The 25,709-nt window shown below is 52.9% G+C and carries 25 protein-coding genes and 1 riboswitch; of the genes, 13 read left to right on the top strand and 12 right to left on the bottom strand.

What is annotated here, in order from left to right:
* Nucleotides 1-12 precede the first annotated feature (12 nt).
* Nucleotides 13-1,482, bottom strand: a complete 1,470-nt coding sequence (locus HZS79_RS04145) for an anion permease (RefSeq protein WP_162217104.1) — start codon at nt 1,480-1,482, stop codon at nt 13-15.
* Between the two features lie 360 nt (nt 1,483-1,842).
* On the opposite strand from HZS79_RS04145, the gene frdA reads away from it, so the two are divergent.
* The 8 genes from frdA (at nt 1,843) to aptA (ending at nt 10,171) form a co-directional block, all read left to right on the top strand.
* Nucleotides 1,843-3,630, top strand: a complete 1,788-nt coding sequence (gene frdA, locus HZS79_RS04140; RefSeq protein WP_179927125.1) for a fumarate reductase (quinol) flavoprotein subunit — start codon at nt 1,843-1,845, stop codon at nt 3,628-3,630.
* A complete protein-coding gene (locus tag HZS79_RS04135; RefSeq protein ID WP_162217106.1) occupies nt 3,627-4,409 on the top strand; it encodes a succinate dehydrogenase/fumarate reductase iron-sulfur subunit in 783 nt (260 codons plus the stop codon). The genes frdA and HZS79_RS04135 overlap by 4 nt, the downstream gene beginning before the upstream one ends.
* 14 nt (nt 4,410-4,423) lie before the next feature.
* Nucleotides 4,424-4,819, top strand: a complete 396-nt coding sequence (locus HZS79_RS04130) for a succinate dehydrogenase/fumarate reductase transmembrane subunit (RefSeq protein ID WP_009724670.1) — start codon at nt 4,424-4,426, stop codon at nt 4,817-4,819.
* Nucleotides 4,819-5,217: a fumarate reductase subunit FrdD gene (gene frdD, locus HZS79_RS04125; RefSeq protein ID WP_238401339.1), complete on the top strand. Its 399-nt coding sequence runs from the start codon at nt 4,819-4,821 to the stop codon at nt 5,215-5,217. The genes HZS79_RS04130 and frdD overlap by 1 nt, the downstream gene beginning before the upstream one ends.
* Before the next feature lie 112 nt (nt 5,218-5,329).
* Nucleotides 5,330-6,190 carry a 1,4-dihydroxy-2-naphthoyl-CoA synthase gene (gene menB / locus HZS79_RS04120; RefSeq protein ID WP_179927124.1) on the top strand — a complete coding sequence of 287 codons (861 nt, stop codon included), beginning with the start codon at nt 5,330-5,332 and terminating at the stop codon, nt 6,188-6,190.
* Nucleotides 6,190-7,146 carry an o-succinylbenzoate synthase gene (gene menC / locus HZS79_RS04115; protein WP_179927123.1) on the top strand — a complete coding sequence of 319 codons (957 nt, stop codon included), beginning with the start codon at nt 6,190-6,192 and terminating at the stop codon, nt 7,144-7,146. Before menB ends, menC begins: the two co-directional genes overlap by 1 nt.
* Nucleotides 7,147-7,188: 42 nt before the next feature.
* Complete coding sequence (locus HZS79_RS04110; RefSeq protein ID WP_179927122.1) at nt 7,189-8,607, top strand: AMP-binding protein; 1,419 nt, start codon at nt 7,189-7,191, stop codon at nt 8,605-8,607.
* A gap of 190 nt (nt 8,608-8,797) precedes the next feature.
* Nucleotides 8,798-10,171: an omega-aminotransferase AptA gene (aptA, locus tag HZS79_RS04105; RefSeq protein WP_218927934.1), complete on the top strand. Its 1,374-nt coding sequence runs from the start codon at nt 8,798-8,800 to the stop codon at nt 10,169-10,171.
* 81 nt (nt 10,172-10,252) lie between these two features.
* Here the strand turns inward: aptA and HZS79_RS16940 are convergent, their stop codons facing one another.
* The 4 genes from HZS79_RS16940 to HZS79_RS04085 form a co-directional block, all read right to left on the bottom strand.
* On the bottom strand, nt 10,253-12,706 hold the full coding sequence (locus HZS79_RS16940; protein ID WP_179927121.1) for a carboxypeptidase regulatory-like domain-containing protein: 2,454 nt from the start codon (nt 12,704-12,706) through the stop codon (nt 10,253-10,255).
* A gap of 145 nt (nt 12,707-12,851) precedes the next feature.
* Nucleotides 12,852-13,748 (bottom strand): fimbrial biogenesis chaperone, encoded by an 897-nt coding sequence (locus tag HZS79_RS04095; protein WP_179927120.1) that lies wholly within the window; start codon nt 13,746-13,748, stop codon nt 12,852-12,854.
* Nucleotides 13,745-14,317 (bottom strand): hypothetical protein, encoded by a 573-nt coding sequence (locus HZS79_RS04090; RefSeq protein ID WP_179927119.1) that lies wholly within the window; start codon nt 14,315-14,317, stop codon nt 13,745-13,747. Before HZS79_RS04090 ends, HZS79_RS04095 begins: the two co-directional genes overlap by 4 nt.
* Before the next feature lie 88 nt (nt 14,318-14,405).
* Nucleotides 14,406-15,011: a hypothetical protein gene (locus HZS79_RS04085; protein ID WP_179927118.1), complete on the bottom strand. Its 606-nt coding sequence runs from the start codon at nt 15,009-15,011 to the stop codon at nt 14,406-14,408.
* A 622-nt stretch (nt 15,012-15,633) separates the two neighbouring features.
* Here HZS79_RS04085 and HZS79_RS04080 point away from each other — a divergent pair.
* Both HZS79_RS04080 and HZS79_RS04075 read left to right on the top strand, forming a co-directional pair.
* Nucleotides 15,634-16,095: an Hsp20/alpha crystallin family protein gene (locus HZS79_RS04080; RefSeq protein WP_162217116.1), complete on the top strand. Its 462-nt coding sequence runs from the start codon at nt 15,634-15,636 to the stop codon at nt 16,093-16,095.
* A 36-nt stretch (nt 16,096-16,131) separates the two neighbouring features.
* Nucleotides 16,132-16,530 (top strand): Hsp20/alpha crystallin family protein, encoded by a 399-nt coding sequence (locus HZS79_RS04075; RefSeq protein WP_162217117.1) that lies wholly within the window; start codon nt 16,132-16,134, stop codon nt 16,528-16,530.
* 62 nt (nt 16,531-16,592) lie between these two features.
* On the opposite strand, the gene HZS79_RS04070 is transcribed toward HZS79_RS04075, so the two are convergent.
* Entirely contained in the window at nt 16,593-17,465 is an 873-nt protein-coding gene (locus HZS79_RS04070; RefSeq protein WP_162217118.1) for a PhzF family phenazine biosynthesis protein, read from the bottom strand.
* The gene (locus tag HZS79_RS04065; RefSeq protein WP_162217119.1) at nt 17,452-17,652 is read right to left on the bottom strand and encodes a DUF1127 domain-containing protein; all 201 of its coding nucleotides are present in this window, start codon (nt 17,650-17,652) and stop codon (nt 17,452-17,454) included. Before HZS79_RS04065 ends, HZS79_RS04070 begins: the two co-directional genes overlap by 14 nt.
* Nucleotides 17,653-17,854: 202 nt before the next feature.
* Between HZS79_RS04065 and HZS79_RS04060 the strand changes: the two genes are divergently transcribed.
* Nucleotides 17,855-19,300 carry an aminotransferase-like domain-containing protein gene (locus HZS79_RS04060; RefSeq protein WP_179927117.1) on the top strand — a complete coding sequence of 482 codons (1,446 nt, stop codon included), beginning with the start codon at nt 17,855-17,857 and terminating at the stop codon, nt 19,298-19,300.
* Nucleotides 19,301-19,321: 21 nt separating this feature from the next.
* Here HZS79_RS04060 and pcsA read toward each other — a convergent pair whose 3' ends face one another.
* The 3 genes from pcsA to pdxR all read right to left on the bottom strand — a co-directional run bounded on the left by pcsA (nt 19,322) and on the right by pdxR (nt 22,302).
* Nucleotides 19,322-20,044, bottom strand: coding sequence for a phosphatidylcholine synthase (gene pcsA / locus HZS79_RS04055; RefSeq protein WP_371829562.1), 723 nt, complete (start codon nt 20,042-20,044; stop codon nt 19,322-19,324).
* 161 nt (nt 20,045-20,205) lie between these two features.
* Nucleotides 20,206-20,805 carry a DNA-3-methyladenine glycosylase I gene (locus HZS79_RS04050; protein ID WP_179927116.1) on the bottom strand — a complete coding sequence of 200 codons (600 nt, stop codon included), beginning with the start codon at nt 20,803-20,805 and terminating at the stop codon, nt 20,206-20,208.
* 24 nt (nt 20,806-20,829) lie between these two features.
* Entirely contained in the window at nt 20,830-22,302 is a 1,473-nt protein-coding gene (gene pdxR, locus HZS79_RS04045; protein WP_179927115.1) for a MocR-like pyridoxine biosynthesis transcription factor PdxR, read from the bottom strand.
* 92 nt (nt 22,303-22,394) lie between these two features.
* Between pdxR and HZS79_RS04040 the strand changes: the two genes are divergently transcribed.
* A complete protein-coding gene (locus HZS79_RS04040; protein ID WP_179927114.1) occupies nt 22,395-22,844 on the top strand; it encodes a GNAT family N-acetyltransferase in 450 nt (149 codons plus the stop codon).
* A 143-nt stretch (nt 22,845-22,987) separates the two neighbouring features.
* Here HZS79_RS04040 and HZS79_RS04035 read toward each other — a convergent pair whose 3' ends face one another.
* Both HZS79_RS04035 and HZS79_RS04030 read right to left on the bottom strand, forming a co-directional pair.
* Nucleotides 22,988-23,485: a 6,7-dimethyl-8-ribityllumazine synthase gene (locus HZS79_RS04035; RefSeq protein ID WP_009722890.1), complete on the bottom strand. Its 498-nt coding sequence runs from the start codon at nt 23,483-23,485 to the stop codon at nt 22,988-22,990.
* Between the two features lie 106 nt (nt 23,486-23,591).
* A riboswitch (FMN riboswitch) is annotated at nt 23,592-23,759 on the bottom strand.
* 76 nt (nt 23,760-23,835) lie between these two features.
* Nucleotides 23,836-24,459, bottom strand: coding sequence for a TetR family transcriptional regulator (locus HZS79_RS04030; protein WP_162217124.1), 624 nt, complete (start codon nt 24,457-24,459; stop codon nt 23,836-23,838).
* Nucleotides 24,460-24,610: 151 nt separating this feature from the next.
* Between HZS79_RS04030 and HZS79_RS04025 the strand changes: the two genes are divergently transcribed.
* The gene (locus tag HZS79_RS04025; RefSeq protein WP_162217125.1) at nt 24,611-25,708 is read left to right on the top strand and encodes an efflux RND transporter periplasmic adaptor subunit; all 1,098 of its coding nucleotides are present in this window, start codon (nt 24,611-24,613) and stop codon (nt 25,706-25,708) included.
* The last annotated feature ends 1 nt before the right edge of the window (nt 25,709 follow it).

Below are 25,709 nucleotides of genomic sequence, written 5' to 3'. Positions count from 1 at the left end.
GTTAAGCCAGTGTTAGTTAAGCAACATTAGCCAGGGCAGGCCAATGACTAGCCACGCCACGAGGAAGATCAGCCCGAAGATTGCTCCCAACCGCCAGAAGAGTGCACTGGGCAAGTAGCCGCTACCGTAGTAAACCGGGCTTGGCCCTGTGCCGTAAGGTGTGAGAATGCCCATAAAGCCGAGCGTGGGCAGCAGCAGTAGCACAAACATCTGCATATCCAAGCCTGGAATGCCAGACGCCGCCGCCAAAATAACCGGCAGTAGGGCGGTGACGTGTGCCGTGATACTGGCAAAGAAGTAGTGCAGAGCGTAGAAGAGCACGGTCAAGGCTACCATGGCCATCAGCGGGTTAAAGTGACTTATTTGTCCGCCCACTACGTTGCCAAACCAGTGCACGAACCCCACTTGGCTAAGTCCGCCTGCCAGCGCCACCAAGGTGGCAAACCAGACAAAGGTATTCCAGGCGGCATTGTTCTTGAGAATATCATCCCAGGTGATGATTCCTGTCAGCAGCATGCCGCAAATCACAACCAGCCCAACCAAAGATGCGGAGATAATGCCGCCGCCAAAAATCCACAGTAGTAGCGCCGTGACAACCATTACCACCAGTACTATCTCTTTACGAGTGAGCTTGCCTAATTGTTTTAACTCGTCTCTTGCCCAGTCAGAAATTTCATGGCCCGCTTTCACCTCAGGGGCGCATAGCCAGTAGCAAAGCAGTGGCACTAACAGCAGTAGCAAAATACCTACTGGCGCAATGGCCATAAACCACTGCCCCCAGTTGATCTGGATACCGGTCGTGCTTTCGGTCAGGGCAACGGCTAACAAGTTAGGAGCCATGGCTGTCAGAAAAAGCGAGCTGGTCACGCAGGTAGAAGCCAGCGCTGTCCACATCAAAAAGCTACCCATACGCTTCATGCTGGGGTCATTGGGGTGCGAGTCGTAAAGCGGTGGGAGGTTGCGAATCACCGGATAAATGGTGCCCGCACTGCGTGCAGTGTTGGAGGGCGTAAAAGGGGCAAGAATCGAGTCGGAGATCATCACCGCGTAGCCAAGCGTCAGGGTGCGCTTGCCCATGGCGTTTACCAGCCAGAGCGAAATGCGTCTGCCAAGGCCGGTTTTCTCGTACCCTAAGGCAAACATAAAGGCACCGAAAATCAACCAGACGGTGGCGTTAGTAAAGCCTGACACCGCCCAAGCAAAAGCTTGGTTGGCAGGATTAAAGCCCTCAGCGGCTAGCTGCTCTGGAGAAAACAACACCCAGGGCGATAGCAGCGCGATGAGGGTAACCCCTATCAGCCCTATGACTGCGCCGGGTAATGGCTCAAGAATTAAGCCCACCACGCAACCAAGAAAGATAGCAAAGAAGTACCACGCATGGGGTGCTACGCCGTCAGGGGTAGGTATTAACGCAACAATGATGGCGATGATAAGTGGTGCGAATAGCTTCCACCGAGGCGATGGTTGAGTAATGCTGTTCATACTGCCTCTCTCTTTCTCTTCAGTTGTTTTTAAGTTCTTCTATTTTCTAAGTATTATTTCGGCAGTAAAGCCACACCGGAATATTGACCTTGTCTTTAAAAGCTTTGCCTTTAAAAACTTTTTCTTTAAAAACAACGCCGAAAACACCTGCCGATGGCAGTGAGTTATTTGAAGAGTAGATGGTATGGCACTAGGGTAAAAGCAACGCCAACTCGATTTCTATCTTTCTTGATGTACATCAATAGTCCTTTGGACTAATGAACAGAGCTCGCCACGGGTATGGTAAGTTCAAATAAAGAAGACGACGCCGCAGAGTGTCGCCACTAACGCGCTTTGGCCTGGCTAACGGAAGGAAGTGTTATGCAGCAGCGAGATTTCGATATCGTCATTGTAGGAGGCGGTGGGGCAGGCTTACGTGCGGCTATTGGCGCTGCTGAGCATGCCAAGGAGCACAAGACACCTCAACGTATTGCGCTGCTGTCTAAAGTCTACCCGATGCGCTCCCATACCGTGGCCGCTGAAGGGGGCGCTGCCGCTGTTACCAGTGCTGAAGACTCCCATCAGGCCCACTTTGATGACACGGTGTCAGGCGGTGACTGGCTAGTTGAACAGGGCGTCGTCGACTACTTTGTCCATCACGCCTATCAAGAGCTGGTGCAGATGGAGCGCTGGGGCTGCCCATGGAGCCGCAAAGACGATGGCCAGGTGCAGGTGCGCCGCTTTGGCGGCATGAAAACGGCCCGCACCTGGTTTGCTGCCGACAAAACCGGCTTCCATATGCTGCACACGCTGTTTCAGACCTCGCTGAAATACCCTGAGATTGAGCGTTTTGATGAGTATTTCGTGCTTGATCTGGCGGTTCACGAAGGTGCAGTGATAGGTGTGATTGCGCTGCAGGTAGCCACTGGCGAATTGACGCTGCTACGTGCTAAAGCGGTGATCCTGGCCACCGGTGGCGCGGGGCGCTTATTTCGTTTCAATACTAACGCGGGCATTGTGACTGGCGATGGCATGGCCATGGCTTATCGTCACGGTGTGGCGCTGCGGGACATGGAGTTTGTTCAATACCACCCCACCGGTTTACCCGGTTCCGGTATTTTGATTACCGAAGCGTGCCGGGGGGAAGGCGGCATTCTGCTCAATAAAGATGGTTATCGCTATCTGCAGGATTATGGACTTGGTCCGGAAACACCGCTGGGCAAGCCGGAAAACAAATATATGGAACTGGGGCCGCGGGACAAACTCTCCCAGGCTTTCTGGCAGGAGCAGCAGGCGGGCCGCACTGGCAAGTTTGGTGACAGCGACGTGGTCTATCTTGATCTGCGCCACTTGGGTGAAAAGTACATCCTAGAGCGCCTGCCGTTTATCTGCGAGCTGGCTAAATCCTATATCAATGTTGACCCTGTGAAAGAACCGATCCCCATTCGCCCGGCGGTTCACTACACCATGGGGGGAATTGAGACCGATCCTCTGTGCGAAACGTCTATTGCTGGGCTCTATGCTGCTGGGGAGTGCGCTTCTGTCGGTTTGCACGGAGCTAACCGGCTGGGCTCCAATTCTCTGACTGAGCTACTGGTGTTTGGCCGCTTGGCGGGTGAGCAAGCCAGTAAGCGGGCGGCACAAACCGAGTGGGCTGATACGCGCCTGCTGGAAGCCCAAGCCGAGCGTCAGCAAGCGACTTTGGCGCGCCTGTGTGATGGTGAAGGCAGCGGCGAATCCTGGGTAGAACTTAAGCACGCCATGGTGCAAGCCATGGAGAGTGGCTGTGGTATTTATCGCACCGAAGAAGGCATGCGCCATTCGCTTGAGACCATGCGTCAGTTGCGTGAGCGCTATGCCAAAATTCGCGTTAACGATACCAGCAAGATATTCAACACCGAGCTGCTGGAGTGCATCGAATTGGGATACGGCCTGGATATTGCCGAAGCCTCTTGCCTAGGAGCACTTGAACGGCGTGAATCCCGCGGTGCTCACCAACGCTTAGATGAAGGCATGCAAAAACGCGACGACGTTAATTATCTCAAGCACAGCCAAGTCTTTTACCAAGGCGAAGCACCGGCCGAACTGCGCTGGCAGGACGTTGATGTTCGGTTTTCCGCACCGGCTGAGCGGGCTTACGGCGATGCGGGCAAGGGGGGCAAGGTATGAGTACCGAGCAGATCACTACCAAGAGTGTCAGCACGAATAACACCAGCATCAAGCACATTAGCGTTAAACGTTACCTTCCAGACAGCTCGGCTGAAGCTTACTGGCAGCAGTACGAGATGCCGGTGGATGACAGCACCTCGCTGCTGGATGCCCTGAATCATATTAAAGAGCAGCTTGATAGCACCCTGAGCTACCGCTGGTCGTGCCGCATGGCGATTTGTGGTTCGTGTGGGGTGATGGTCAACGGCATTCCAAAGCTCGGCTGTAAAACCTTCCTGCGCGATTATGAAGGCGAGATCCGCATCGAGCCACTATCCCACTTCCCCGTGCAGCGGGATCTAGTGGTGGATATGGAAATATTCCTTGAGCACTTAGCGGCGGTTAAGCCCTACCTGATAGATGACAATCCGGTAAAACCCTATGACCCGAAGGCACCGGAAACCTATCAGCAGACCCCCGAGCAGCTTGCCCGTTACAAGCAGTTCGCTAACTGCATAAACTGCGGACTTTGTTACTCCGCCTGCCCGCAGTTTGGGCTGAACCCTGAATTCCTGGGCCCGGCGGCGCTAACACTCGCCCACCGTTACAACCTGGATAGCCGCGACCATGGCAAAAAACAGCGCATGACCGAGCTTAATCGACACGAGGGTGTGTGGAGTTGCACCTTTGTCGGCTTCTGTTCGCAGGTATGCCCAAAGCATGTCGACCCCGCCGCTGCCGTTAATCAGGGCAAGGTCGAGGCTGCCAAACATACCTTAATTGCGCTGTTTAAAGGGTGAGGGGAGAAAAGATCATGCATAAATCATCATCACAACGTCTGCCACCACTGAAACGCAACTGGTGGCTGAAACACCGGTTTTTTAAGCTCTATATGCTGCGCGAAGCCACGGTACTGCCGCTGGTGTTTTTCACGCTGTGTTTACTGGCCGGTATGGTTGCCCTACTTCAGGGGGCGGATAGCTGGCAGGGGTGGATTGCCTTTATGGGCTCCCCCATTGTGCTGCTGCTGAACCTTTTAGCGCTGGCCGCTAGCCTGTTTCACGCCGCGACCTTCTTTGTGCTGTTTCCTCGTGTAATGCCGCTACGCATCGCTGGACATAGCCTGCCTGATAAGGCCATTGTCGCTGGTCAGTGGGCAGGTGTAGTGGCTGTTGCACTGCTATTTTTCTGGCTATTGGGGAGGGCGTAATGATGGAAAAACTAGCTATAAACGAACACGGTCCCCAGCATAAACAAGCTTTTGATGAACCACTCTGGTGGAGCCTGTTCAGTGCCGGCGGCGTATGCTTTGCGGTTATCTTGCCCGCCGTCATTCTATTTATTGCCATTTGCCTGCCCCTTGGCCTGCTGCCTGCTGGGGCGCTGAGCTATGAGCGGGCGTCCAATCTGCTGTTTAGTGTGCCGGGCTTTCTGTTTGTTGGCGCGGTGGTTTGCTTGCCGTTATTTCATGCCGCCCACCGCCTGCGCCACGGGCTGTTTGATATCAGCGTGGGCAATGACATACTTAATAAAAAACTGATGTACGGTGCAGCCGCCTTACTGAGTGTTTTGGCGCTAGGTTTAGTGGTGGCTGGCATGCTGCGTTAAATGCGCTTCTAGATCTGGTATCACACAGTAGAACATTATGCCTCTAAGCAATCGCACTTGAACCATTAATAGAGCCTAACTAATAGAACCTGACAAAGAAAAAGAGATTGGCATGATCGACGGACTTACAGAAACGGAACTTTACGCTCCTATCGAGTGGCAGGATCGCTCAGAGGGCTATCAGGATATTTTGTATCACACGTCGAGAGACGGCATTGCGCGGATCACTATCAACCGCCCCGAGGTGCGCAATGCCTTTCGCCCACTAACGGTTAGCGAGATGGCTCAAGCGCTGAGTCGTGCGCGACACGACAGTGCTATTGGCGTCATTTTGCTTACTGGCGCGGGTGAAAAAGCATTTTGCTCTGGCGGCGACCAGCGCGTTCGCGGCGACTACGGTGGTTACCAGGATGAAGAGGGCACCCACCATCTCAATGTGCTGGATTTTCAGCGCGATATTCGCACCTGTCCTAAGCCGGTGGTCGCCATGGTGGCAGGCTACGCCATTGGCGGCGGCCATGTGTTACATCTAATGTGCGACCTGACCATTGCCGCTGATAACGCTATTTTCGGCCAAACCGGTCCCAAAGTCGGCTCCTTTGATGGCGGCTACGGCGCCTCTTATATGGCGCGTATTGTAGGCCAGAAAAAAGCCCGGGAGATCTGGTTTCTGTGCCGCCAGTATAGCGCCGCTCAAGCGCTGGAGATGGGGCTGGTCAACCATGTAGCACCTCTGGCAGAGCTGGAAAAAGAGAGTGTGCGCTGGTGCCGAGAGATGCTACAGAATAGCCCGATGGCGCTGCGTTGCCTGAAAGCCGCACTTAATGCCGACTGCGACGGGCAGGCCGGTCTGCAGGAACTGGCTGGCAATGCCACCATGCTCTTCTATATGACCGAAGAGGGGCAGGAGGGGCGGAACGCCTTCAACGAAAAGCGCCGCCCGGATTTTTCCCGCTACCCCCGTAACCCTTAATGCGGCCAGTTTTCAGACACAGTTCCAGGCATAGCCTAGCGCTCTATCGCTACTGCCTGCCATTTCGCCAGCCGTTGATGTTTAAAGGCAAGTGGCTGGCGAGCAGAGAAGGGCTAGCGGTGTTTATCAACGGGCAGTGGGGAGAAATAGCCCCGCTGCCTGGCTTCTCACTAGAAACGCTAGCAGAAGCTGAAGCGGAGAGTTTGGCCTGCATGGCTGCATTGAAACGCGGTGAGAAAGTTAGCCCAGCACTTGCTTCGGTGCAGTTTGGGTTCGACTGCGCCCAGCGCTCGTGGCCAGCGTCTCTTGCTGTTCTCGAACCGCCCTATCCGCTGCTCCAGGGCGCGCCTGTGGAGCTGATGGCGTCTCTTTCAGCCACTCATTGGCAAACGTCACCGCCAACTAGACTCAAACTGAAGGTGGCACGCTATGCCATGGAAGAGGAGCTAGCGCTAATCGAACAGCTTGGCGAGCGGCTCCCCACCACCAAGCTGATTCTGGATGCCAATAGTGGCTGGACGCGGGAAGAAGCCCAGCGTTTTTGTGAGCGCCTGACCCTTGAGCAAATCGATTACCTGGAAGAGCCTTGCGCTGCTTTTACTGACACCATCGCCGTGGCAGAGGCTACGGGGGTAGCCGTTGCGCTAGATGAGACGCTATCCCGCCAAGAGAAATGGTACTGCCACCCGCAGCTCAGAGCTCTGGTGATCAAGCCAACGCTGATTGGCTCGCTAAGCGCCTGTGAGGCGCTCGTCCAACGGGCACGGGCGTGCCATCTACGTGTTGTGATCTCCTCTAGCTTTGAATCCGACCTGGGTCTTGGCCTACTTGCCCGACTGGCCTGCGAGTGGGCGCCCAATGAGCCCCCAGGGCTGGATACAGGGAATTGGCTGACCGAGCATGTGATGAACCCCGTAGGCGAAGTGAAGACTGACTCACTGCATCGCCTTTATTGACCGGTTTGGATAATTCAGCATGAGTAAACAGGAGTGCCCAGCGTGATAGACACCTGCCCCATTCACTACTGGGCCAAAGAGGCACCTGAGCATATAGCAATAGACGCAGGCTCGGTGAGGATTAGTTACCGCACGCTTAATCGCCGCGTGGCGTCTTTAGCGCAGCAATTGGCTCATGATGGCTTTGTGACAGGCGATCGATTAGTTGTTCCCGCCAAAGGGGCGCTTGAATCTTTGCTACTGGCCTGGGCTTGTCTGCGAGCCGGGGTGATTTTCTGCCCGCTTAATCCTGCTTTCCCTGTTCCACAGCAAGTTGGCTTGGCCAAGCGCTTGCGGGCTGGTCGCGTTTGCCAAACGGAAAGTGATCACCATGACTCGTCAGAACTAACGCCAATCACCCTCGATTTCTTGGCGGAAGCCGATGTTGGTGAAGCGCCGGTGCTTGAGGGTAGTCAGCTATGCAACACGATTTTTACCTCCGGTTCCAGCGGCACACCAAAGGCAGTGCTACATCGTGTGGCCAATCATTTGGCCTCTGCCCGTGGCTCGGCGTCGTTTATTCCGCTTGACCAAAACAGTGGCTGGCTGCTGTCACTGCCGCTGTTTCATATCGGCGGTTACGCTATTCCGTTTCGTGTTTTTATGGCCGGTGGACGGGTTATTCTTGATGACGATCCGAAGACGCTGCCTGCACGGCTTGAACAGCAGTCGATTACCCACCTTTCACTGGTGCCTACTCAACTATGGCGGTTGCTGAGAGCGGGCTTTACGCCCCAGCGAACTCAGTTGCGCGAGTTGTTGTTAGGCGGCGCGGCCATTCCCGCGCCACTGGTGGCGCAGATGACATCGCTGGGGCTAACACCGAAAGTTAGCTATGGGCTATCCGAGATGGCCAGCCAAGTCTGTACTGGCATCCCCACCGCACCGGGTGTTGTGGGTAGGCCGCTACCGGGAAGCGACGTTAGCGTAGTCGATGGGGAAATTCAGGTGCGCGGTGAGACATTGTTTTGCGGCTATTTGAATGATGGTGAGATTGATCCAGCACTTAATGACCAGGGCTGGTTTGCTACCCGTGACAAAGGGCATTTCACCACCGACGGGGCGCTGGTGGTTGAAGGGCGACTCGATAACGGCTTTATCTCCGGTGGTGAAAATATTCAGCCAGAAAGTATTGAGCAGCGCCTAGTCGATCACCCCAGCATCGCCCAGGCGCTGGTGGTGCCAGTATCCCACCCTGAATGGGGAGAGCGCCCAGTGGCATTTGTCGATTGGCATGGAGAGGCCGTGACACAGCAGGCGTTAAAGGCCTGGGTAGGTGAAGCGTTACCCGGCTTTATGGTACCCGATGCCTGGCTGGCTTGGCCGCCAGGAGGTGGGTTTAAGCCCTCTCGAAAGCAGTTTGCTGAATTGGCGCAAACGCATATGTGCTGCGCTATACGGCCAGCGGCGGCGTGTCCTTAGGCGCTACTTGGGCTTCAACCCCCAGAATCTCCATCAGCAGCTTCCCAATTGTTTGTGCGGCGCATTGGTAAAGTAAAAAGCGTGTATTACGTATTAATTCTCTAACGTGAACAAAAGAAAAACGTGATTTTATAAACGTGTTCGGTGACGCATGCTGAGATCAGGTCTTATCGTGATGGAGCTGGACACCATGTTTGGAATAAAAAGCAAAACAACCTCCCACGGTTCAGAGCACTCTACCGGCGAAATCGCGTCGGTCGCCGGGCTCAATCAACACTACTGGATGCCGTTTAGCGCGAACCGTGATTTTCGCACCAACCCGCGCATGATTACCGGCGCGGAAGGGCGCTATTACATCGATGACCAGGGCCGTAAGCTATTTGATTCACTCTCTGGGTTATGGACCAGCGGCGCGGGGCATAACCGTGAAGAGATTCAAAAAGCCGTGGCGGCACAGCTGGGTACCCTCGACTTTGCTCCAGGCTTTCAAATTGGCCACCCGCTGGCGTTTAAACTCGCGGAAAAGGTTGCCAGCCTCACGCCAGCTGGGCTTGATCATGTGTTTTTCACTAACTCTGGTTCAGAAGCTGCGGATACCTCGGTGAAAATGGCCAAGGCCTACTGGCGATTAAAAGGGAAGCCTGAGAAAACGCGCATGATTGGCCGTGCCAAGGGCTATCACGGGGTGAATATTGGTGGTACCAGCCTGGGCGGAATTGGTGGCAACCGCAAACACTACGGTCAGTTGATGGATGTAACGCACTTGCCGCATACACTTCAAGTTGGTCATGCCTACACTCGTGGTCAGGCTGAAACTGGTGCCGAGCTTGCCGATGCCCTACTTGATCAAATTGCCCTGCACGATGCCTCCACCATTGCAGCGGTAATTGTTGAGCCGATGTCTGGCTCTGCAGGGGTGATTGTGCCGCCCAAAGGCTATCTGGATCGGCTGCGCAAGATCTGTACTGCCCACGATATTCTGCTGATATTTGATGAAGTGATCACCGCTTTTGGGCGCAGCGGTGCGACCACGGGTGCCGAAGCGTTTGGCGTTACGCCGGATATCATGAACGTCGCCAAGCAGATCACCAACGGCGCTATTCCCATGGGCGCGGTGATTGCTTCCAGCGAAATTTTCGACACCTTTATGCACGCTGGCGGCGCCCAACACGCCATTGAATTTCCCCACGGTTACACCTACAGCGCCCACCCTGTTGCTTGTGCAGCTGGCTTAGCGGCGCTTGAGCTGATGGAGCGTGACAACTTCCCTGCCCAAGTAAGTGCTATCGCGCCCGCTTTTGAACAAAAGCTGCACGCTCTAAAAGGCCGCAATCACATAGTTGATATTCGCAACTATGGCTTAGCGGGCGCGATTCAGCTAACGCCACGGGATGGCGATCCAACGATTCGCCCTAGAGATGCTCATTTAGCCTTATGGGAAGCTGGGTTTTACGTGCGCTATGGCGGTGACACGCTGCAGTTCGGCCCTCCATTTGGCTCCACAGAAGCTGAGTTAGAGCGGCTGTTTGATGCAGTGGCCACCGCTCTAGATTCGCTGGCATAAGTGACGCTGACCTAACGACTTCGGCGCTTAACATATTAGGTAGGGGCGGTGAGTTACGCCCCATTCACCTATAGAGCCTTATTATCTTCTCGATACCTCAATATTTTGCTGAAACACAAACGCCTCGATTAGCTGTAATGGCCGACTACCCAGTCGTTTGTCGCCGTCATAAGCTTCAATTTGGTAGTCGCCAGGGGGCAATCCATCGGCACGCCAGTAGCCAAAAGCGTTTGTTTTAACATCTGCAATTGGCTGCTCAAAGGCATTAATAATACGTATGTTAACGCCTGCGATACCTTCTTGATTTGTTCGATCCGTTACTTGTCCCGCAGCACCGAGAAGGATCTCGCTATCGAATGCGACCGACGTTATTGCGCCTGCAGCCACTTCGGCATTGATCACCTGATGTTGCGCTGATAGCGCTAGAGGAAGCCCCTCTTGATCTAAATCAACCTGGTAAATGCCGGGCTCGAGATTGGCAACATTAAAGCGGCCGTGTGCATCCGTTCGAGAACGAACTTGTCCGTTTACTCTTACGGCGATATCGGATAAATCGAAGTGCCCCGTTGGGGCATGCAGTTGACCGCCGAGTGAGCCACGGCCTGGGCGGCTAGAGCCAAAGCGAGCCAACCCGCCGCCTGTTAAACCAAAGTCCCAAGCGACAATTAGGCTAGCCGTTGTATCCTGAGGGGGCAGTGATCGATGGTTATCAACCGGTGTGCGCTCTGCTTCTGCACGAAAGCGTAACCCTGGTATTAACTCGCGCCCAGCCTGCATGAGAAATCCTGCTTTATTATCCCCATGAAGGACGTTCAGGTTCAGAACCCATCCAAAGGGGTTTTGTTCTTGCCAGCGGGTGCCAATACTGCTCTGTGTACGTGATGAAGGGCGCGAGTGCGAAACAGACGCTGAGCTACTCCACTGAGATGACCAACGATGAGTAAGGCCGAGTTGATTAGAACTGCTGTCGTTACGCGCTCTTAACCGGGTATTACGCTGAACTATCCAGTGAGCTTCATGTTGGTAGTCACCCACAATGTCTGGACGGCTCGTCAGTGTTAGGTTGGAGGTAGGCCGAAAGCGCGCAGCAGGTAGCACATAAGAGGTTGCGCTACTTGTGCCAAAACGCTCTCGACCGAGTAGGGAAAGCTCCCAGTGAGACCCGTGGCGCATGCCAACTTGGCCATAATGATCGCGCTGAGCAGCCTCAGTATGATGATAGAAGCCATCACTGCTGTCTCTTAGGCTTGTGCGCCAAAACCAGTTTTTTTGATCACCCTCCAGTGTTATCAGTGTGGCTTGTTTTTGATTGCTTTCCGCAATTGACGCGCTGGCAATGCCAAGTGGCCCGAGTGCAGCGATAATGCCAGCGGCTGCCTGATCCCCGTGTTGGCTGTTTTGAGCAGCACCCTCAAAGGTGAGCGAAGCCCCTAGCGCTTGTCGTACATTGAAGACGCTACCACTTCCCTGGCTGGTTATTTGGTCGTCAAGGGGGTTTCCTTCCTGTCCCAAGCCGGCATAAAGCCGCGTGGCGCCACTAGGAAGGATACGTTGGCTTGCTCTCGAGCTGACATCGAGTGTTTTTACGGGGCTATTGGGCTCAAATGGCTCAAATAAATTAATTTCCACTTGATTCAGCCCAGCCCCAATCTCGATATCGGTAAACTCAAACACCCCATCCAATGAAATGCGCTGTCTTTCTATCGTTGCGCCATTGATAAGCAGTTCGGCAGTGCCGCCCGGTGGCCCTTCTCCTGTATACGTGCGTATGGGGCTAAGGCTGTCATTAAAAAGTTGTGTTGCGCCGCTGTGTGTTAGTAAATCAGGCCGGTTAGACCAAGCTGCCTGCACACCCGTTAAATGAATGGCAGGCAGTAATGAATGGCTAGAGACCTTCTGATGGCCGATTAAACTTGCCCAGTTATTTGAGCGGGTCTGAAAATGGTAGTTCGTCAGGCGGTCTAGCCCTTGAGAGTTATGCTCATGGCGAGCCTGCCAGGTGGTGCGTTCGGCGCGACCGGAAAGCTCAGTAAAACTCCAATGCTGAAGCTCCTCATTGCTATGCCTGAATCGAGCCTCTCCGCGAATCCGAGAAAGGCTAAAACGAGGCGGCAGTACGTCGGGTTCAAGGGTTTCAAAAGGCGTTGTCGCTATATTTCCGCTAGCGTCCCAGACTAATTGAACAAACCAAGCGAATTCGCTTGGATTCCATGTGATGCGTGCAGAAAGGCGTTCTGCTAGTAACGCGGGGTCTATATAGCCAGTGTTGTCGTATTGATATATTTCATTAGGGTTGAGTGTCACTCGGCCTTGTGGGGTTGTGAGTTTGACTGCCTGCCCTACAGCATCGGCGTCTATCGCCAACAGTGTTAACAGGTCATCCAAGGGTAACAGCCGTGTGTTGTCGTCAAGCTTGATGCCCACAATGCCCATTGCATGCTCTTTGCCATTAATAAATAGGCCAGCAAGTTCAAGGGTAATGCCGTCTGGTAAATGATTAGATGCAGGTGTGGTGAAGTGATTGTGGGAGTCCACTTCACCGACCCAAGACAGGGCAGAGGTTGAATCGTTAGCTATGACGTAGGAGTGCGGTGCCAGAAAAAGCAAAACATAGCCACACCTTTTAGCTATCCGCGTTGCCCAGCATCGAATAACTTGCTCCACATCGATGGCCATGGTGCTATCGAACGGCTGGACCGACGTGTAGCGGGGCGCTGAGCTGTATGGGCGAGTCGCTGAGTTGACCCTTGAGTTCTAGGTGGTATCGGCCGGGCTGAATGCCCCCTGGAATGGGAATTCGCAACCAGCGCTTGGCATAAGGCATCACAGGATTTGCTGACAACCGCCCATGATGCTCTGGCGGTGAAGTTAGTGGATTAGCCTGTCGCTCACTATTTGTCAGCTCCAGCCAATTAAGCCACTGATTACCCTGAGTTGCGTTATATTGTGAGCTTGGCCATAAAGCCCAGTCACCGGAAAGCCGAATATGGCCGTTGCCAGTGTTTTCGACCTGAACCCATAGGCTATCTTCTGACAACCGCACGTCATGATGATACCCAGTACGTTCTATATGACCGACGGTGGCGTAGATAGCACTCTGTAACCTGAAGAGTGATTTGAACACCATACTGGCTCCACCTGACGATGCGCTCGGCAGCTCTTCTTCTGTCGTCGGTAGCTGCTGAAAGATTATGGCGGCTCTATGCTCGCCATCTGGCAACTCAATTGCTGGCCGGATAGAAAAACGCACTACCTGGGAATCGCCAGGAGGGATCGTTAACTCTAATGGGTTGACGATGATCCAGTTTTCCAGCGATGCTTCGGTAGGGACTGTGGGAACCACTCGGTTATTTTCATTGAGCTCGAATGACATTAAATCAACTTTAATGCGGACGGGGCTCTGGCCCATGTTCATCAAGCGGTAAGCATGCACTTTGCTGGGGCTATCTAAGTCAACGATAAAGTTTTGTGGGCTGATACCCACCTGTCCCTTCAGCGTATTGCCAAATAACAAGGCTGAATAACAGAAAAAACAGAAAGCTATGCCTGAAAGCGCTAAAAAGCGTCGAATAGTCATTGGATTAGCTCGATACGCAGTTCACCAGAAATGGATGCGGCGTGATGTAATGCATCAGTGGGCAGACGAATAGCAGCATGGCCTTCCCAAACTTCACCAGACTCGCTCGTACTCACCCGCCAGGGTTCAGTTAATATAATGTCGGGGGTAGGCATCTCATGAGTTCGAGAGAGGGTGTTCAACGAGTGCCAGCTAGCTTCTAAACGAACATCTTGAATATACTCATGCGGTTCAAGGTGTAAGCGCCACACCAGCGGGAGTTCTCGCTCGATATAAAGAGTCAGCGTGGTGATTTCAGGAAGAGGCATATTGACACGCAGCTGATTGCCTTCCATATATGCGTTTCCTTTTGCGTGTGCCGAGGCAGCTGAGACGAAATCATCACGTAAGGTCTGCTGTGTCTGCACTAATTCTGGCAGCGTAATATCTTCCAAATAAATAACTGAGCTAAGTTGCCCAGTGTGATGCGAGATTAAACTAAGTTCAGCTGTTGTTGCTAAGTTAGAAAAACCTAACAGACAACATAATGTTGACATCTTAATGAGCAGGCTAGATTTTAGCTTGCTCATTAAGCAACTCTCCAATTACAGCAAATAAAACGCCAGGGCATTATTCGCATTGACAGTTCACTTAAGCTCTTAGTTATTTAGTTGCGAATTAAAGAAGATTGACCGTAAGAGTGTAAGTGCTTTGGCCTCCACCGTCATAATTCCCTACGGCAGTCGCATTGCTCAAGTCTAGCGCTAGTCTAACGTCACCGCTAACGGCGTTATTAGGATTCATCCCTGGGGCAGCGAACGCTGCTTGAGGTACTTCAGGGTTAGAAGTCACAATGCTGGCAGCACCATTGGTAAGTGTTTGCTGATCACCAGCGCCTGCGACGACTTCCATGTCTCCATTATTAATGCCTCGAACAGACCAGACATTCTGTAGCAGCAGGGGAATGTTAGTAAAGTCGATGTTGGTGGGCTCGGTTACATTAATTGCAAAGTCAGCCTCAAGCTCTCCAGCATTTTCAGCTGCAGTGGCATTAGCTTGGCCCTCTTCAAAAGCCATCGCATCACCTGCGGCGGTTCCGCCAATTAAGGCAGTCAGTGCAGCGGCAGGAATGTCAACTTCAACCACTTCATGGTAATTAAGAATTGCTACCCCAGGCATACCAATAATAACTTCTACACCCACCTGAGCTTGGCTATTGATAGGAAGCATAGTGCCTAGGGCAACAAGCGACGCCAGAGCGATCTTATTTAATTTGGTTTTCATATATTGTTACCTATAGTTAACCGAAGTCTGCTCTTTGTTTAAGTATTAACTTTATCCTTGTTATTTTGTTTGTGGAAGATGGGTTTTTAAAAAACAATATTAAGGAACGTTAATTTTGGGGTGGGTAAGTTTGTTTAATAGTTGGCGAGTGCAAACTCTGACTGCAACACACACTCATTGAAGGGCAGATGTGCTCTCATGATACCTAGTCATCAGTTCGCTTATCACTTCTATCGGACATTTAAAATCAAAGCGTTTTCGAGAACATGAATTAAGAGCGAGTAGGCGACGTGGATCGATCAGTGCTCGCAATGGATGGTTGTCGAGCTAGTTTTTCAGCATTTTGGTGTCAGGTTCGCTACCCCGCTGTCTGGGTACTCGCTGATACACCTTGGTGGTGCACTGTTTTTCCCTACGGCTTGATCAGGTAATGGCGAGTCATAAATATTGAGAAGGCTGTGTTTCTGGGGAGGGTCAAGTAGTGGCTTTTGAACAGCTAAAAAAGTGCTATTCGAACCCTTGAAAGTCGACGGAACGCTCCTATTTAGAAAAGTGCGGAGGCACTGAGCCTCTGGTGTGGCAGCCTCTTTGTTCAACCTGCCTAACGTAGGAGGTGTTCGATATGTTCGATGATCTCAAGCGTTTTGAAACTGGTTCGCCTCGGCAGTTTGACTGGTTTAGTCAGCTGCTGGACAGCTTCTTTCCCGATGGTAATGCAATGGATATTCGCGCAGTGCCGCGGGGAAGCTTTCCCATGATCAATGTGGCACGCAGCGACGATGCTGTGCGAGTTTATGTGTTTGCAGCAGGGCTGACACCTTCGGACCTGATCATTGATGTCCAAGACAATGTGCTGACGCTGCGTGGCAAACGCGAATCTTTGACGGGTAGCAATGAAGATGGAAGCGCGCGCCCGGTATTTCGTCGTGAGCGCACTAGTGGTGAGTTCGTGAGGGCGATTGCGCTCCCCGACGGATTGGATGCCGAACGGGCAGAAGCACGCCATGCCCATGGTGTGTTTGAGATCGTGCTGCCAAAGCGCGAGGAACTCAAGCCGCGCCGTATTGATGTTCAGGCAGCATAAGTCATGTTTATTAACCTTGGTAAGGAGGAATAAATCATGAATAACGTTGTTCGTTCATCCAACCATTCCCCACTTCAACAACGTGGCGAGGAAAAGCGTGAGCGGGACGCCTTGCTACCGGCGGTAGATATTATTGAGGAGTCCAGCGCGCTCAAATTGGTGGCGGATATGCCGGGCGTTACGCACGAAACGCTCAAAGTCGAGCTCGACAACAATGTGCTGAGCTTGGAAGGTGAGATAGCGTTGGATATGCCTGAGGGTTTGAGTGCACTTCACGCAGAGATACGTGGTAAGCGCTTCGCGCGACGCTTCAATCTCAGTCATGAAGTGAATAGTGATGCCATTACCGCCACTATCGTTAATGGTGTACTGACACTAACGCTGCCCAAGAAAGATAACCACCGCACGCGGCGTATCGAAGTCCAGGTGGCATAAGCAACGCCAAAAGTAGAGTGCCTGCGATACTGTGGGCACTCTTATTTTGTCAGTCTGCTGGTTTACTGCTCTAGGTAAAACTCTCCTCTGCCTACTATCGTTGCATCACCGCCGACTTGGACAAGCCCTGGCTCTATATTGCCATTGGCGGCGGTGTGGATAACGCTGGGTCGCCCCATTTCAACACCCTGATGGATTTTCCAGCGTAAGGTGGTTGGTTGGGTAGAGGCCAGGAAACCGGTCAGAGCCGCCGCAGCACTGCCTGTGGCTGGGTCTTCGCAAAGGCTGGCGTGCATGGAGAACATACGGCTCCGTACAATCGTCTCTTCGCTGTCTCGTTGTTCCACCACATAAAGGTATATCTGCTCAGTGCCGCTGGTAGTAACGGCATCCGCCCATACTGCTCCGGCGATTTGTATGTGCTCAAGGGCTGCTAGGTCGGCTAGCTCAATGAGATGAAAAGGTAGGCCGCAAGAGGCCATCACGGGATCAGCAATAACCTGGTGGATATCTAGTCCCAACAGCTCAACGGCAGTGAGGCGATCAATAGTGCTGCCCGTGACGCTAGCGGGCATGGCAGTGGTAAACGTAGCTTTTCCATCTATGTAACGGACGTGTAGCTCACCGATGGGCGGCTGAAGTACCAAGGTCTGCTCAGGGTTCACTAGGTGCAGCCCCGCTAGTAAATGCGCAGTGCCTACCGTGGGGTGGCCAGCAAACGGTAGCTCTTGGGTTGGCGTGAAAATTCGCATGGGGTAGTGATTCGCCTTCGTCGCCGCGCCTAAAAACACCGTTTCAGCTAGGTTAAGTTCATTGGCAATTGCCTGCATGGTACTGGTTTCCAGCTCATCGGCATTCAAAAATACTGCCAGCTGATTGCCTGAAAATGGCTTATCGGTAAACACATCTAGCAAATAGTGCTCAGTGGCTTTCATGGGGCCCCCTTTTGAATGATGCGTGCCGCCAAAACGGTTTATGCCCCTCTTTGCACGCCTGGGCACGGGTGATACCGATATCCTCTAACAGTCGGTCATCGAGGGTTAGCAACTGGCAACGGCTGCGGCGGCGCTGATGATATTGACGTAACTGACAGCGAATCTGGGCGAGACTGAAGCGTGGCATAACGGTTCTCCTTAATGACGATGTGCTCAACCAGATTACGCAGCCGTGCCAAAGCAATACAGATATAGAGTTTTCTATTTTTAAGATACAGATGGTGTATGTTATACCTCTGTATGCTGGCTAATGCAGGGATCTGTATTGCTTGGAAGCTTATATTTAAAACTGTACTGGAGCTGTTTTTAAATAAACAGGAGGCAGAAGCATGACTCGCTATGAGGAGGTTGCTGGCATTTTGCGGGAGCGAATTGAGCACGGTATTTATCGCGTGGGTGATCGCTTGCCTTCTATTCGAGCGGTATGTCAGGAGCTGGATGTCAGTATCTCGACCGCTCAGGAGGCCTACCGGCAACTGATGGACGTAGCGATGATCGAGTCACGGCCGAAATCGGGCTACTTCGTACTTCCAAGCCGGGTGCCTTCGGTGCTGCCTTCTGTCTCTCGTCCTGCGCAGTGCCCACTAGATGTATCCCAGTGGGAGCAGGTATTAGAGCTGGTCGCCACACAGCGTGACGATAGTCGGCTGCTGCTCGGGCGTGGTGTGCCGAACCTAGCCTATGAAACGCTGAAACCGCTGTCGAAAATATTGGCAGGGCTGCATCGAAAGAATGATCTGAATGGTTTCAACTACGACAAGCTAGGTGGTAGCTCCGAGCTACGTCAGCAGGTAGCACGGTTGGCCATTGCGTCCGGTTGTTTACTGCACCCAGACGACATCATGATCACAACCGGTTGTCAGGAAGCATTATCGATAGCGCTGCGCACTCTTACTCAGCCTGGCGACGTGGTGGCCGTAGACTCGCCCAGCTTTTACGGCACCATGCAGATCCTGAAAGCCAACGGCCTAAAAGCGTTGGAAATTCCCACTGATCCGCAAACGGGTATCAGTTTGGAAGCGTTGGAAATGGCGCTGGAGCAGTGGCCAATCCGTGCTATACAGGTCACCCCGACGTATAACAATCCGCTGGGCTACACCATGAGCGAGGCGCGCAAACAGGCGCTGTTTCAACTCGCCCAGCGCTTCGACGTGGCCATTATTGAAGATGATATCTACGGTGATCTTGCCTATACCCAGCCAAGGCCACGTACAGTTAAGTCCTTTGATGATGATGGGCGGGTGCTGTTGTGCAGCGGATTTTCCAAAACGGTGGGGCCTGGGCTGCGGGTTGGCTGGCTGGCGCCAGGGTGTTATCGGGACAAGGCGCTGCATATGAAGTATGTCTCTACCGGTGCTTCGGCCACATTACCGCAGCTGGCGGTGGCGGAGTTCGTTGCCAAAGGGCACTACGAGCGCCATCTTCGCTATGCGACCCGCCAGTATCAGTGCCAGCGGGACATCATGATCAGTTGGGTGCAGCGCTATTTCCCAAAAGGCTCGGGCATCAGCTATCCGCAAGGCAGTTTTTTGCTATGGGTAGAGCTACCCGCAGCAGTGGACTGCGTTTGCCTTAATGAACGCTTGGCCCAGCGCGCCATCCATGTAGCACCTGGCTCGCTATTTTCAGCCTCGGGAAAGTTTCGCCAGTGTTTGCGACTTAACTACGCATTTACGCTAACACCGGCCATTGAAGATGCTGTGCGCACTGTGGGAGAGCTTGCCGCCGAGATGGTGGAAGAAGCGCAGAAGCCTGATGAAGTAGCGCTAAAGTGAGTACTGTTTGCTATCGACGAATTAAAACGCTTCCTGAGCGGTACGCCATACGCACATACCCATAAAGTAAACGGATGCAATGCCCCACCCCCATAGTGCCCAAGCGGCGTGCTCGGGGCTGGTGAGCACCAGTGACGTTGTACAGGCGCACCACACCAGCGTGATGGCGATATTGAGCGGCATGAACTGGCGCACACGAAACGGGTGGAGGAACTTCATCTTAGTCACGGTAAGAATGGCCAGAAAAACGATAGACGCAAAGGTGATGAAGGGCGGTAAATCGAGAATATAAAAATAGGCCGCAGCAATGTTCCAGGCAGCAGGAAAGCCAACAAAGTAATTATCCTGGCTTTTCATATTGGTGTTGCAGAAGCAGAACATCGATGACAGCAGGATAATGAACACGGCAAGCAGTGAAAAATTAGACGGCAAGTCAATAAAGTAGTAGATGAAAAGGGCAGGAATAAACGCCCAAGTAAGGTAATCGATGACCATGTCGAGCGTCGAGCCATCGAAGTGAGGCAGTATCGTTTTTACTTCATATTTGCGTGCTAAGGTGCCGTCGACCCCATCGATCATCATCGCGGCGCCCAGCCAGAGAAGGCAGGCAACTGGATTGTTGTCGATCAGTGAGAGCAGCGCCATCGTGCCGAGCAGTACGCCACTGGCCGTAAAGACATGCACGCTCCATGCTTTGTATAGCGAAGCGCGGGATTCTGTGTGCGAAGAGAGCGATTGAACCACGTTAACCCCATTGGGAACGTGTTGTCCCCTGGCTGTTTGATGTATAGATGAGTGTGTGAAAAAGCATACCCTACTACAAGTGGGCACCCATCGAATACGCAGACCGGCCATCTGGACATGGCGCGTTCGTGCTAAAAGTATAGTGTCTTGTGCCCCTGTTGCTACACAGGTCGCTGAAATTGCTGCCACGCTTGTTCCACCCGTTCTCGAGTGATGCACGTTAGCGCGTGATCATTGAGTAGCCCCATGGCCTGCATAAACGCAAACGCAGTGGTAGGTCCAACGAATTTCCAGCCGCGCTTTTTCAAATCTTTAGCAAGTGCGATGGATTCAGGCGAGGTGGTTTGGGATTGTGGTGGTGCTAATTCGGTAGGTTCATAGCGCCAAAAGAACGCAGCTAGCGTGCCTTCCTGGTCGACCATTTCCTGTGCCCGCTGAGCATTATTAATCACCGCCTCGATTTTGCCACGATGGCGAATAATGCCTGCGTCCTGCAGCAAGCGCTGCACATCCTCTTCGCCAAAGCGGGCTATCTGATGGAAGTCGAAGTGATGAAAGGCGATACGGAAGTTCTCGCGCTTGTTGAGAATAGTGCGCCAGCTCAAGCCTGACTGAAAACTTTCCAGACAGAGTTTCTCAAATAGCCGCTGGTCGTCAGCTACCGGAAAACCCCACTCGTTATCATGATAGGGCAGAAATTCGGGGGCACCGCCACACCACTGGCAGCGTGGGTGTCCATCAGGGGCTATAAAGTCGGGCATTGTGAGCTCCTTAACGTGTATTCCTTAGCATAAGCTTAACCATGTGTGGCTAAGCCACGCTCCTGCTTTTATTAGTTCGCTCTCCGTTGAACCTGCATAGCCGAGAACTAAACCAGGGCGCTTATTCTCACCAAGGTAATAGCGGGAAAGAGGAGAAAGCGTAATACCCGCTTCATGAGCACGTCTCACGAGTATCTCTTCTTTTTCGAAATTATCGAGCTCAGCCAGTAGGTGCATGCCTGCATGACCGTCAGAAAGCCGAAGCCCTGCGGCTACCGCAGGCGCTAATGCAGTACGCAGGCAGGCTTGGCGTTGGCGATAAGCGGCCCGCATGCGAGCGATATGACGAGTAAAGTGGCCGTTGGCAATAAGTTCAGCAAGTGCAGATTGTATGGGATAGTTGCCTTCGCGGTGCAGTCGCGCATGGGCGCGCATAAAATCTTCGGCAAGCATGTCAGGCAATACCAAATAGCCTAAGCGTAAGCCGGGGTAGAGCACTTTACTGAAGGTGCCCACATAAATCACCGATGCCTGTTCGGCGAGGCCTTGTAGAGAGGGAGTAGGCGGCGTGTCGTAACGAAACTCACTGTCGTAATCATCTTCGATGATCCAACTGCCAGCATGAGAAGCATACTCTAACAATGCTAGTCGGCGGGGTATTGGCATGGTAACGCCACTAGGATATTGGTGAGAAGGTGTTACATAGATTAGCCGGGGGGCGGGGGCGCTCGCAGGCGCTAGTGCAGGGTTTAGTCCCTCTCTATCTACGGGTATGAGCGTTGTCGTTAAGCCTGAAGCTAGGAAACATGCCTGTGCACCGCGGTAACCAGGTTCTTCCATCCAAACCGAATCACCGTTATCGGTGAGTAGCTGGGTAGTCAGCTCAAATGCCTGCTGTGCTCCTTGGGTAATCACAATCTGTTCTGGCTGGCAGCGCACCGCTCGAGAGAGCCTTAGATAGTCACAGAGAGCCGCTTTAAGCTCAGGCAGCCCGCCGCTGGCTTGATAATCCATCCATGATGTCTTTGCGAGATAATAGTGGCGACGCAAAAGGCGTTGCCATAGCTCGCGGGGAAAAAGGTCGAGTGCTGGGACGCCAGGTGCAAACGCCCGATGGCCGTGGCTTAGCGCTCCACTTAGCGTTAATAGTGTGTTGCCTCGGTTTGAATAGCGAACAGGCGCAGGCGGGGGACGTTCGGTTCTGTTTAATCGTTTGGGTAGTTTTGCTACATAGAGACCTGCTCCCTGGCGAGCGATCAGCAATCCTTCCGCCAGCAGCCGATCCATAGCGGCCAGCACCGTATTGCGACTAATACCTAAAGCGCGGGATAAATAGCGGGAAGAGGGAAGCGCATCACCGGCCGTCAGTTCGCCATGTTGAATCCATTCTTTAAGCGAGCGGTAGAGCTGTTGGACCAGCGTGGCTGCTTCATTCGCTGTTAGCCTTATCGCTAGTGCTTCCGTAATCCAATCGCTAGCAGCGTTACGTCGTTTCACTGGTTCCCTCAATTTAGCGATAAGTGGCTCTTTGTTATAGACCACTATAGCGGCAAGCTGAGTTTGTTCACCATCTTAATGGAGTAGTTGCCATGGTTAATATTCGTTCAGCGGTACTGTCTGACTTAGAGGCACTTAGTGGATTACTCGACGGCTATCGGCAGTTCTATCATCAGCCGAGTGATATCGGTGCGGCACGTGATTTCTTGCGTCAGCGCTTTGGGCAGGCGGACTCTCGTATTTTAGTTAGCGAAAATAGTGACGGTAACCTCACTGGTTTCGTGCAACTTTATCCTGGGGTTTCCACGGTGGGCTTGAATGCTCGTTGGACGCTAAATGATCTTTTTGTGTTGCCGGAGTGTCGCGATAAGGGGACGGGGAGGGCGTTGATGGAAGCCGCCACCCAGCTGGCTCGTGAGCATGGTGTCGCGCGCTTGATACTCATGACTCAGGTAGAGAACGAGCGTGCCCAACAGCTATATGAATCATTAGGCTGGCAGCGCAACACAGCGTTTTATGGTTATCTGCTGGATATCAAATAACGGAAAGGATGACTAATGAGCAGTCATCTTCTGAAGTATTAGCACTAATATATCGACGAGGCGTGCCGAGCCCGGCGTTTAGCCAGGCTCAAACGACAGAGACCTAATTGCAATATAGGTTTAATTGCAGCTGCAACATAGGCTTAAGCGTTGCTTAGTTTGCGCGCTCGGTGCAGGTTTTCCATTGTATTCAGACACGCTTGGGCGGCCTCTTTCCCTTTAGTAACAAAGTGCTGGGTGTAGAAGTCGTGGTGAGTGCTGTGCTCATGGAAATGGTGTGGTGTTAAAACGACCGAGATAATCGGTACTTGCGTATCTAACTGCACGCGCATTAAGCCATCAATCACCGCATGAGCGACAAAGTCGTGGCGATAAATGCCGCCGTCCACCACAAAGCCTGCCCCGACAATGGCGCCATAGCGGCCACTTTCGGCGAGTACCTTTGCCTGGAGTGGGATTTCGTAAGCACCTGATACGGTGAAGATGTCCACTTGCTCGGCGTTAAGACCGCAGCGTTCTACTTCAGTGATAAACGCTTCATAAGCTTTCTCAACGATATCCTGATGCCAGTGGCCTTGAATAAAGGCAATGCGCTGAGCCGTGGTGTGGGTTGAAAGCGTTAGCGGAAATGTCTGATTCATGGTCATTCTCTTGGATAAGTTGTACCAGAATCAGGGCATGCGGAACCTGTCGTCAGGCAACCGCAAAAAGGTGGCTGAAGCCACTTTTTAAGTTGCGTGTCTAAGGTGCCGTTCTCTTTCATCCGGACTATCACCGTCGGCTTCGGTTTTTCACCGAATCTGCTGACCTCAAGAAATAAAAAATCACCTTGAGCGCTCGCGGGCTTAGATGACAAATGTTCATTAAGTCACCATCACCGCCGGTGGGGACTTTCACCCCGCCCTGAGAACTTTGCTGACTATCAGCTCGACCATTTTACGCGGATTGTGCGTACCCAGCTAGCGCGTTTGTGAGCTTCAGTGTGAGGTGCTTAAGCGCTACTCTCCACCAACAATCCTCGCATTAGAGTATCGACCATGCTCTCGTACTCGTCTGCCAAAACAAACTGTTCTGGATCTTGCAGCCAATTGAAAGATATACCCAACAAGAAACCGTGAAACTGACGGCGGGCGCTTGCAGGGCTGAGCCCAGGGCGTAAATGACCGTTTTTCTGGACCTGTTCGAATAATTGTTCTACCTCTGTTTTTGCATGCTCAGAAAGCTGAGTAATCACACTGATACGCGGGTGGTGATCCTCCAGCTTTTCACAGCGATGCAGCACGATGGTTGCTGCGCGCTGTAACGGCAGATTATGGCAGATAGCGCTCAATGCGCATTGGGCTATTGCATGCAAACACTGAGTGGGTGTGTTACCTAGCCGGAGGATGGCATCATCGACAATTTCATCAAGTGGCACGCGCACACGCTCTAGAAGGGCATGGAATACCGCTGCTTTGTCCTCGAAATGCCAGTAAATTGCGCCACGGGTAACGCCAGCCTCAGCGGCAATGTGAGCCAGAGTGGTTCGCGACACGCCCTGGGTGAGAAACTGAGTTTCTGCAGCATCGAGGATAGCATCCCGGGTGCGTTCAGCCTCGGCTTTGCGGCGTGACATAGCAGCTCCTAGCAATAAAAGTGACCATATTTTGGCATTACTGGATGGCAAAGTCCCCAGTAGGTCATTAGTATACATGTATACTGACATTCATGAATGTCAGTGAAAGTTTTCACTGACACGTTTTTTAAACACCGCCGAGGAGTCTGCTGTGCATAAGACTGTGATTCGATTGTTGCCAGCGTTGCTGGTTCTGCTGCTAGTGGCGGGTGCTGTTCATGCTGAGAGCAAGAGTGAAACCTCGCCTCGGCCAGTGAAGCTGATGACGTTAGAGGCTGCTGGCGCAACGCTACAGCGCCAATTCCCAGCACGTGTTGAAGCTACCACACGCAGCAATCTATCGTTTCGCACGGCAGGCGAATTATTAGAGCTCAATGTGAGTCCCGGCCAGCGGGTGGAGAAAGGAGCATTAATTGCGCGTATTGATGACCGCAACGCGCGCAGCGAGCTAGATAGTGTACGTTCGAGGCTGGAATTGGCGCGCGCAACGCGGGAGCGAATGCGCTATACCTTGGAGCGTGGCGCGATCAGTCAGGCGCAGTTTGATGAGTCGGATGCTGAGTTGCGCGCGGCCCAGGCGACCTTTGAGCAGGCTGAAGAGCAGCTAGAGAACACTCGGCTACGCGCACCTTATGACGGCGTGATTGCTCGAGTGCCGGTCGATAACCGGCAGATTGTGCAAGTGCAAGAAACGGTGGCGGTGATTCAGCAGCCAGGAGAGTTAGATGTCGTGTTTCATCTGCCAGAGCAGATTGTGCAGCAGATACCTCGACAGGACGAGACCACTCCCTTTGAAACGGCGATGGCCTTCGAAGTGCGCTTTGGGAATAGCGAAAAACCTTACCTGGCACGGTTGGCCTCTTATACCACTCAAACCACGGCTCAAAGCCTCGCTTACGAAGTGACCCTGCGACTTGCGCAGCCGGACGATATTACCCTGCTGGATGGAATGAGTGCGACAGTGCGGCTCGATTTGGGCCAACTGCTGCCAGCGTCAGAGAACCCCGTTTGGCATTTGCCCCCCAACGCCATTAGCTATCTTGGCGAAAACCCTGAGCAAGCGGTGGTGTGGCGTTTCCAAGCGCCCGACCGCGTTGAAGCGGTGCCGGTCGAGGTAGGGCGCTTGACCTCGGATGGGCTAGAAGTGAGTGGCCTGCTGGACGCAGGCGATCGTATTGTGGCTGCTGGTGCACCGCGTCTCAACGCCGATATGCGGGTAACACCGTGGGAAAAGGAACAGGGGCTCTAAG

The sequence above is a fragment of the Vreelandella zhaodongensis genome, from assembly GCF_013415115.1.
In the GTDB taxonomy this organism is placed as follows: domain Bacteria; phylum Pseudomonadota; class Gammaproteobacteria; order Pseudomonadales; family Halomonadaceae; genus Vreelandella; species Vreelandella zhaodongensis.
The sequence above is the reverse complement of the archived record's forward strand: the minus strand, read 5'-3'. Positions and strand labels throughout refer to the sequence as shown.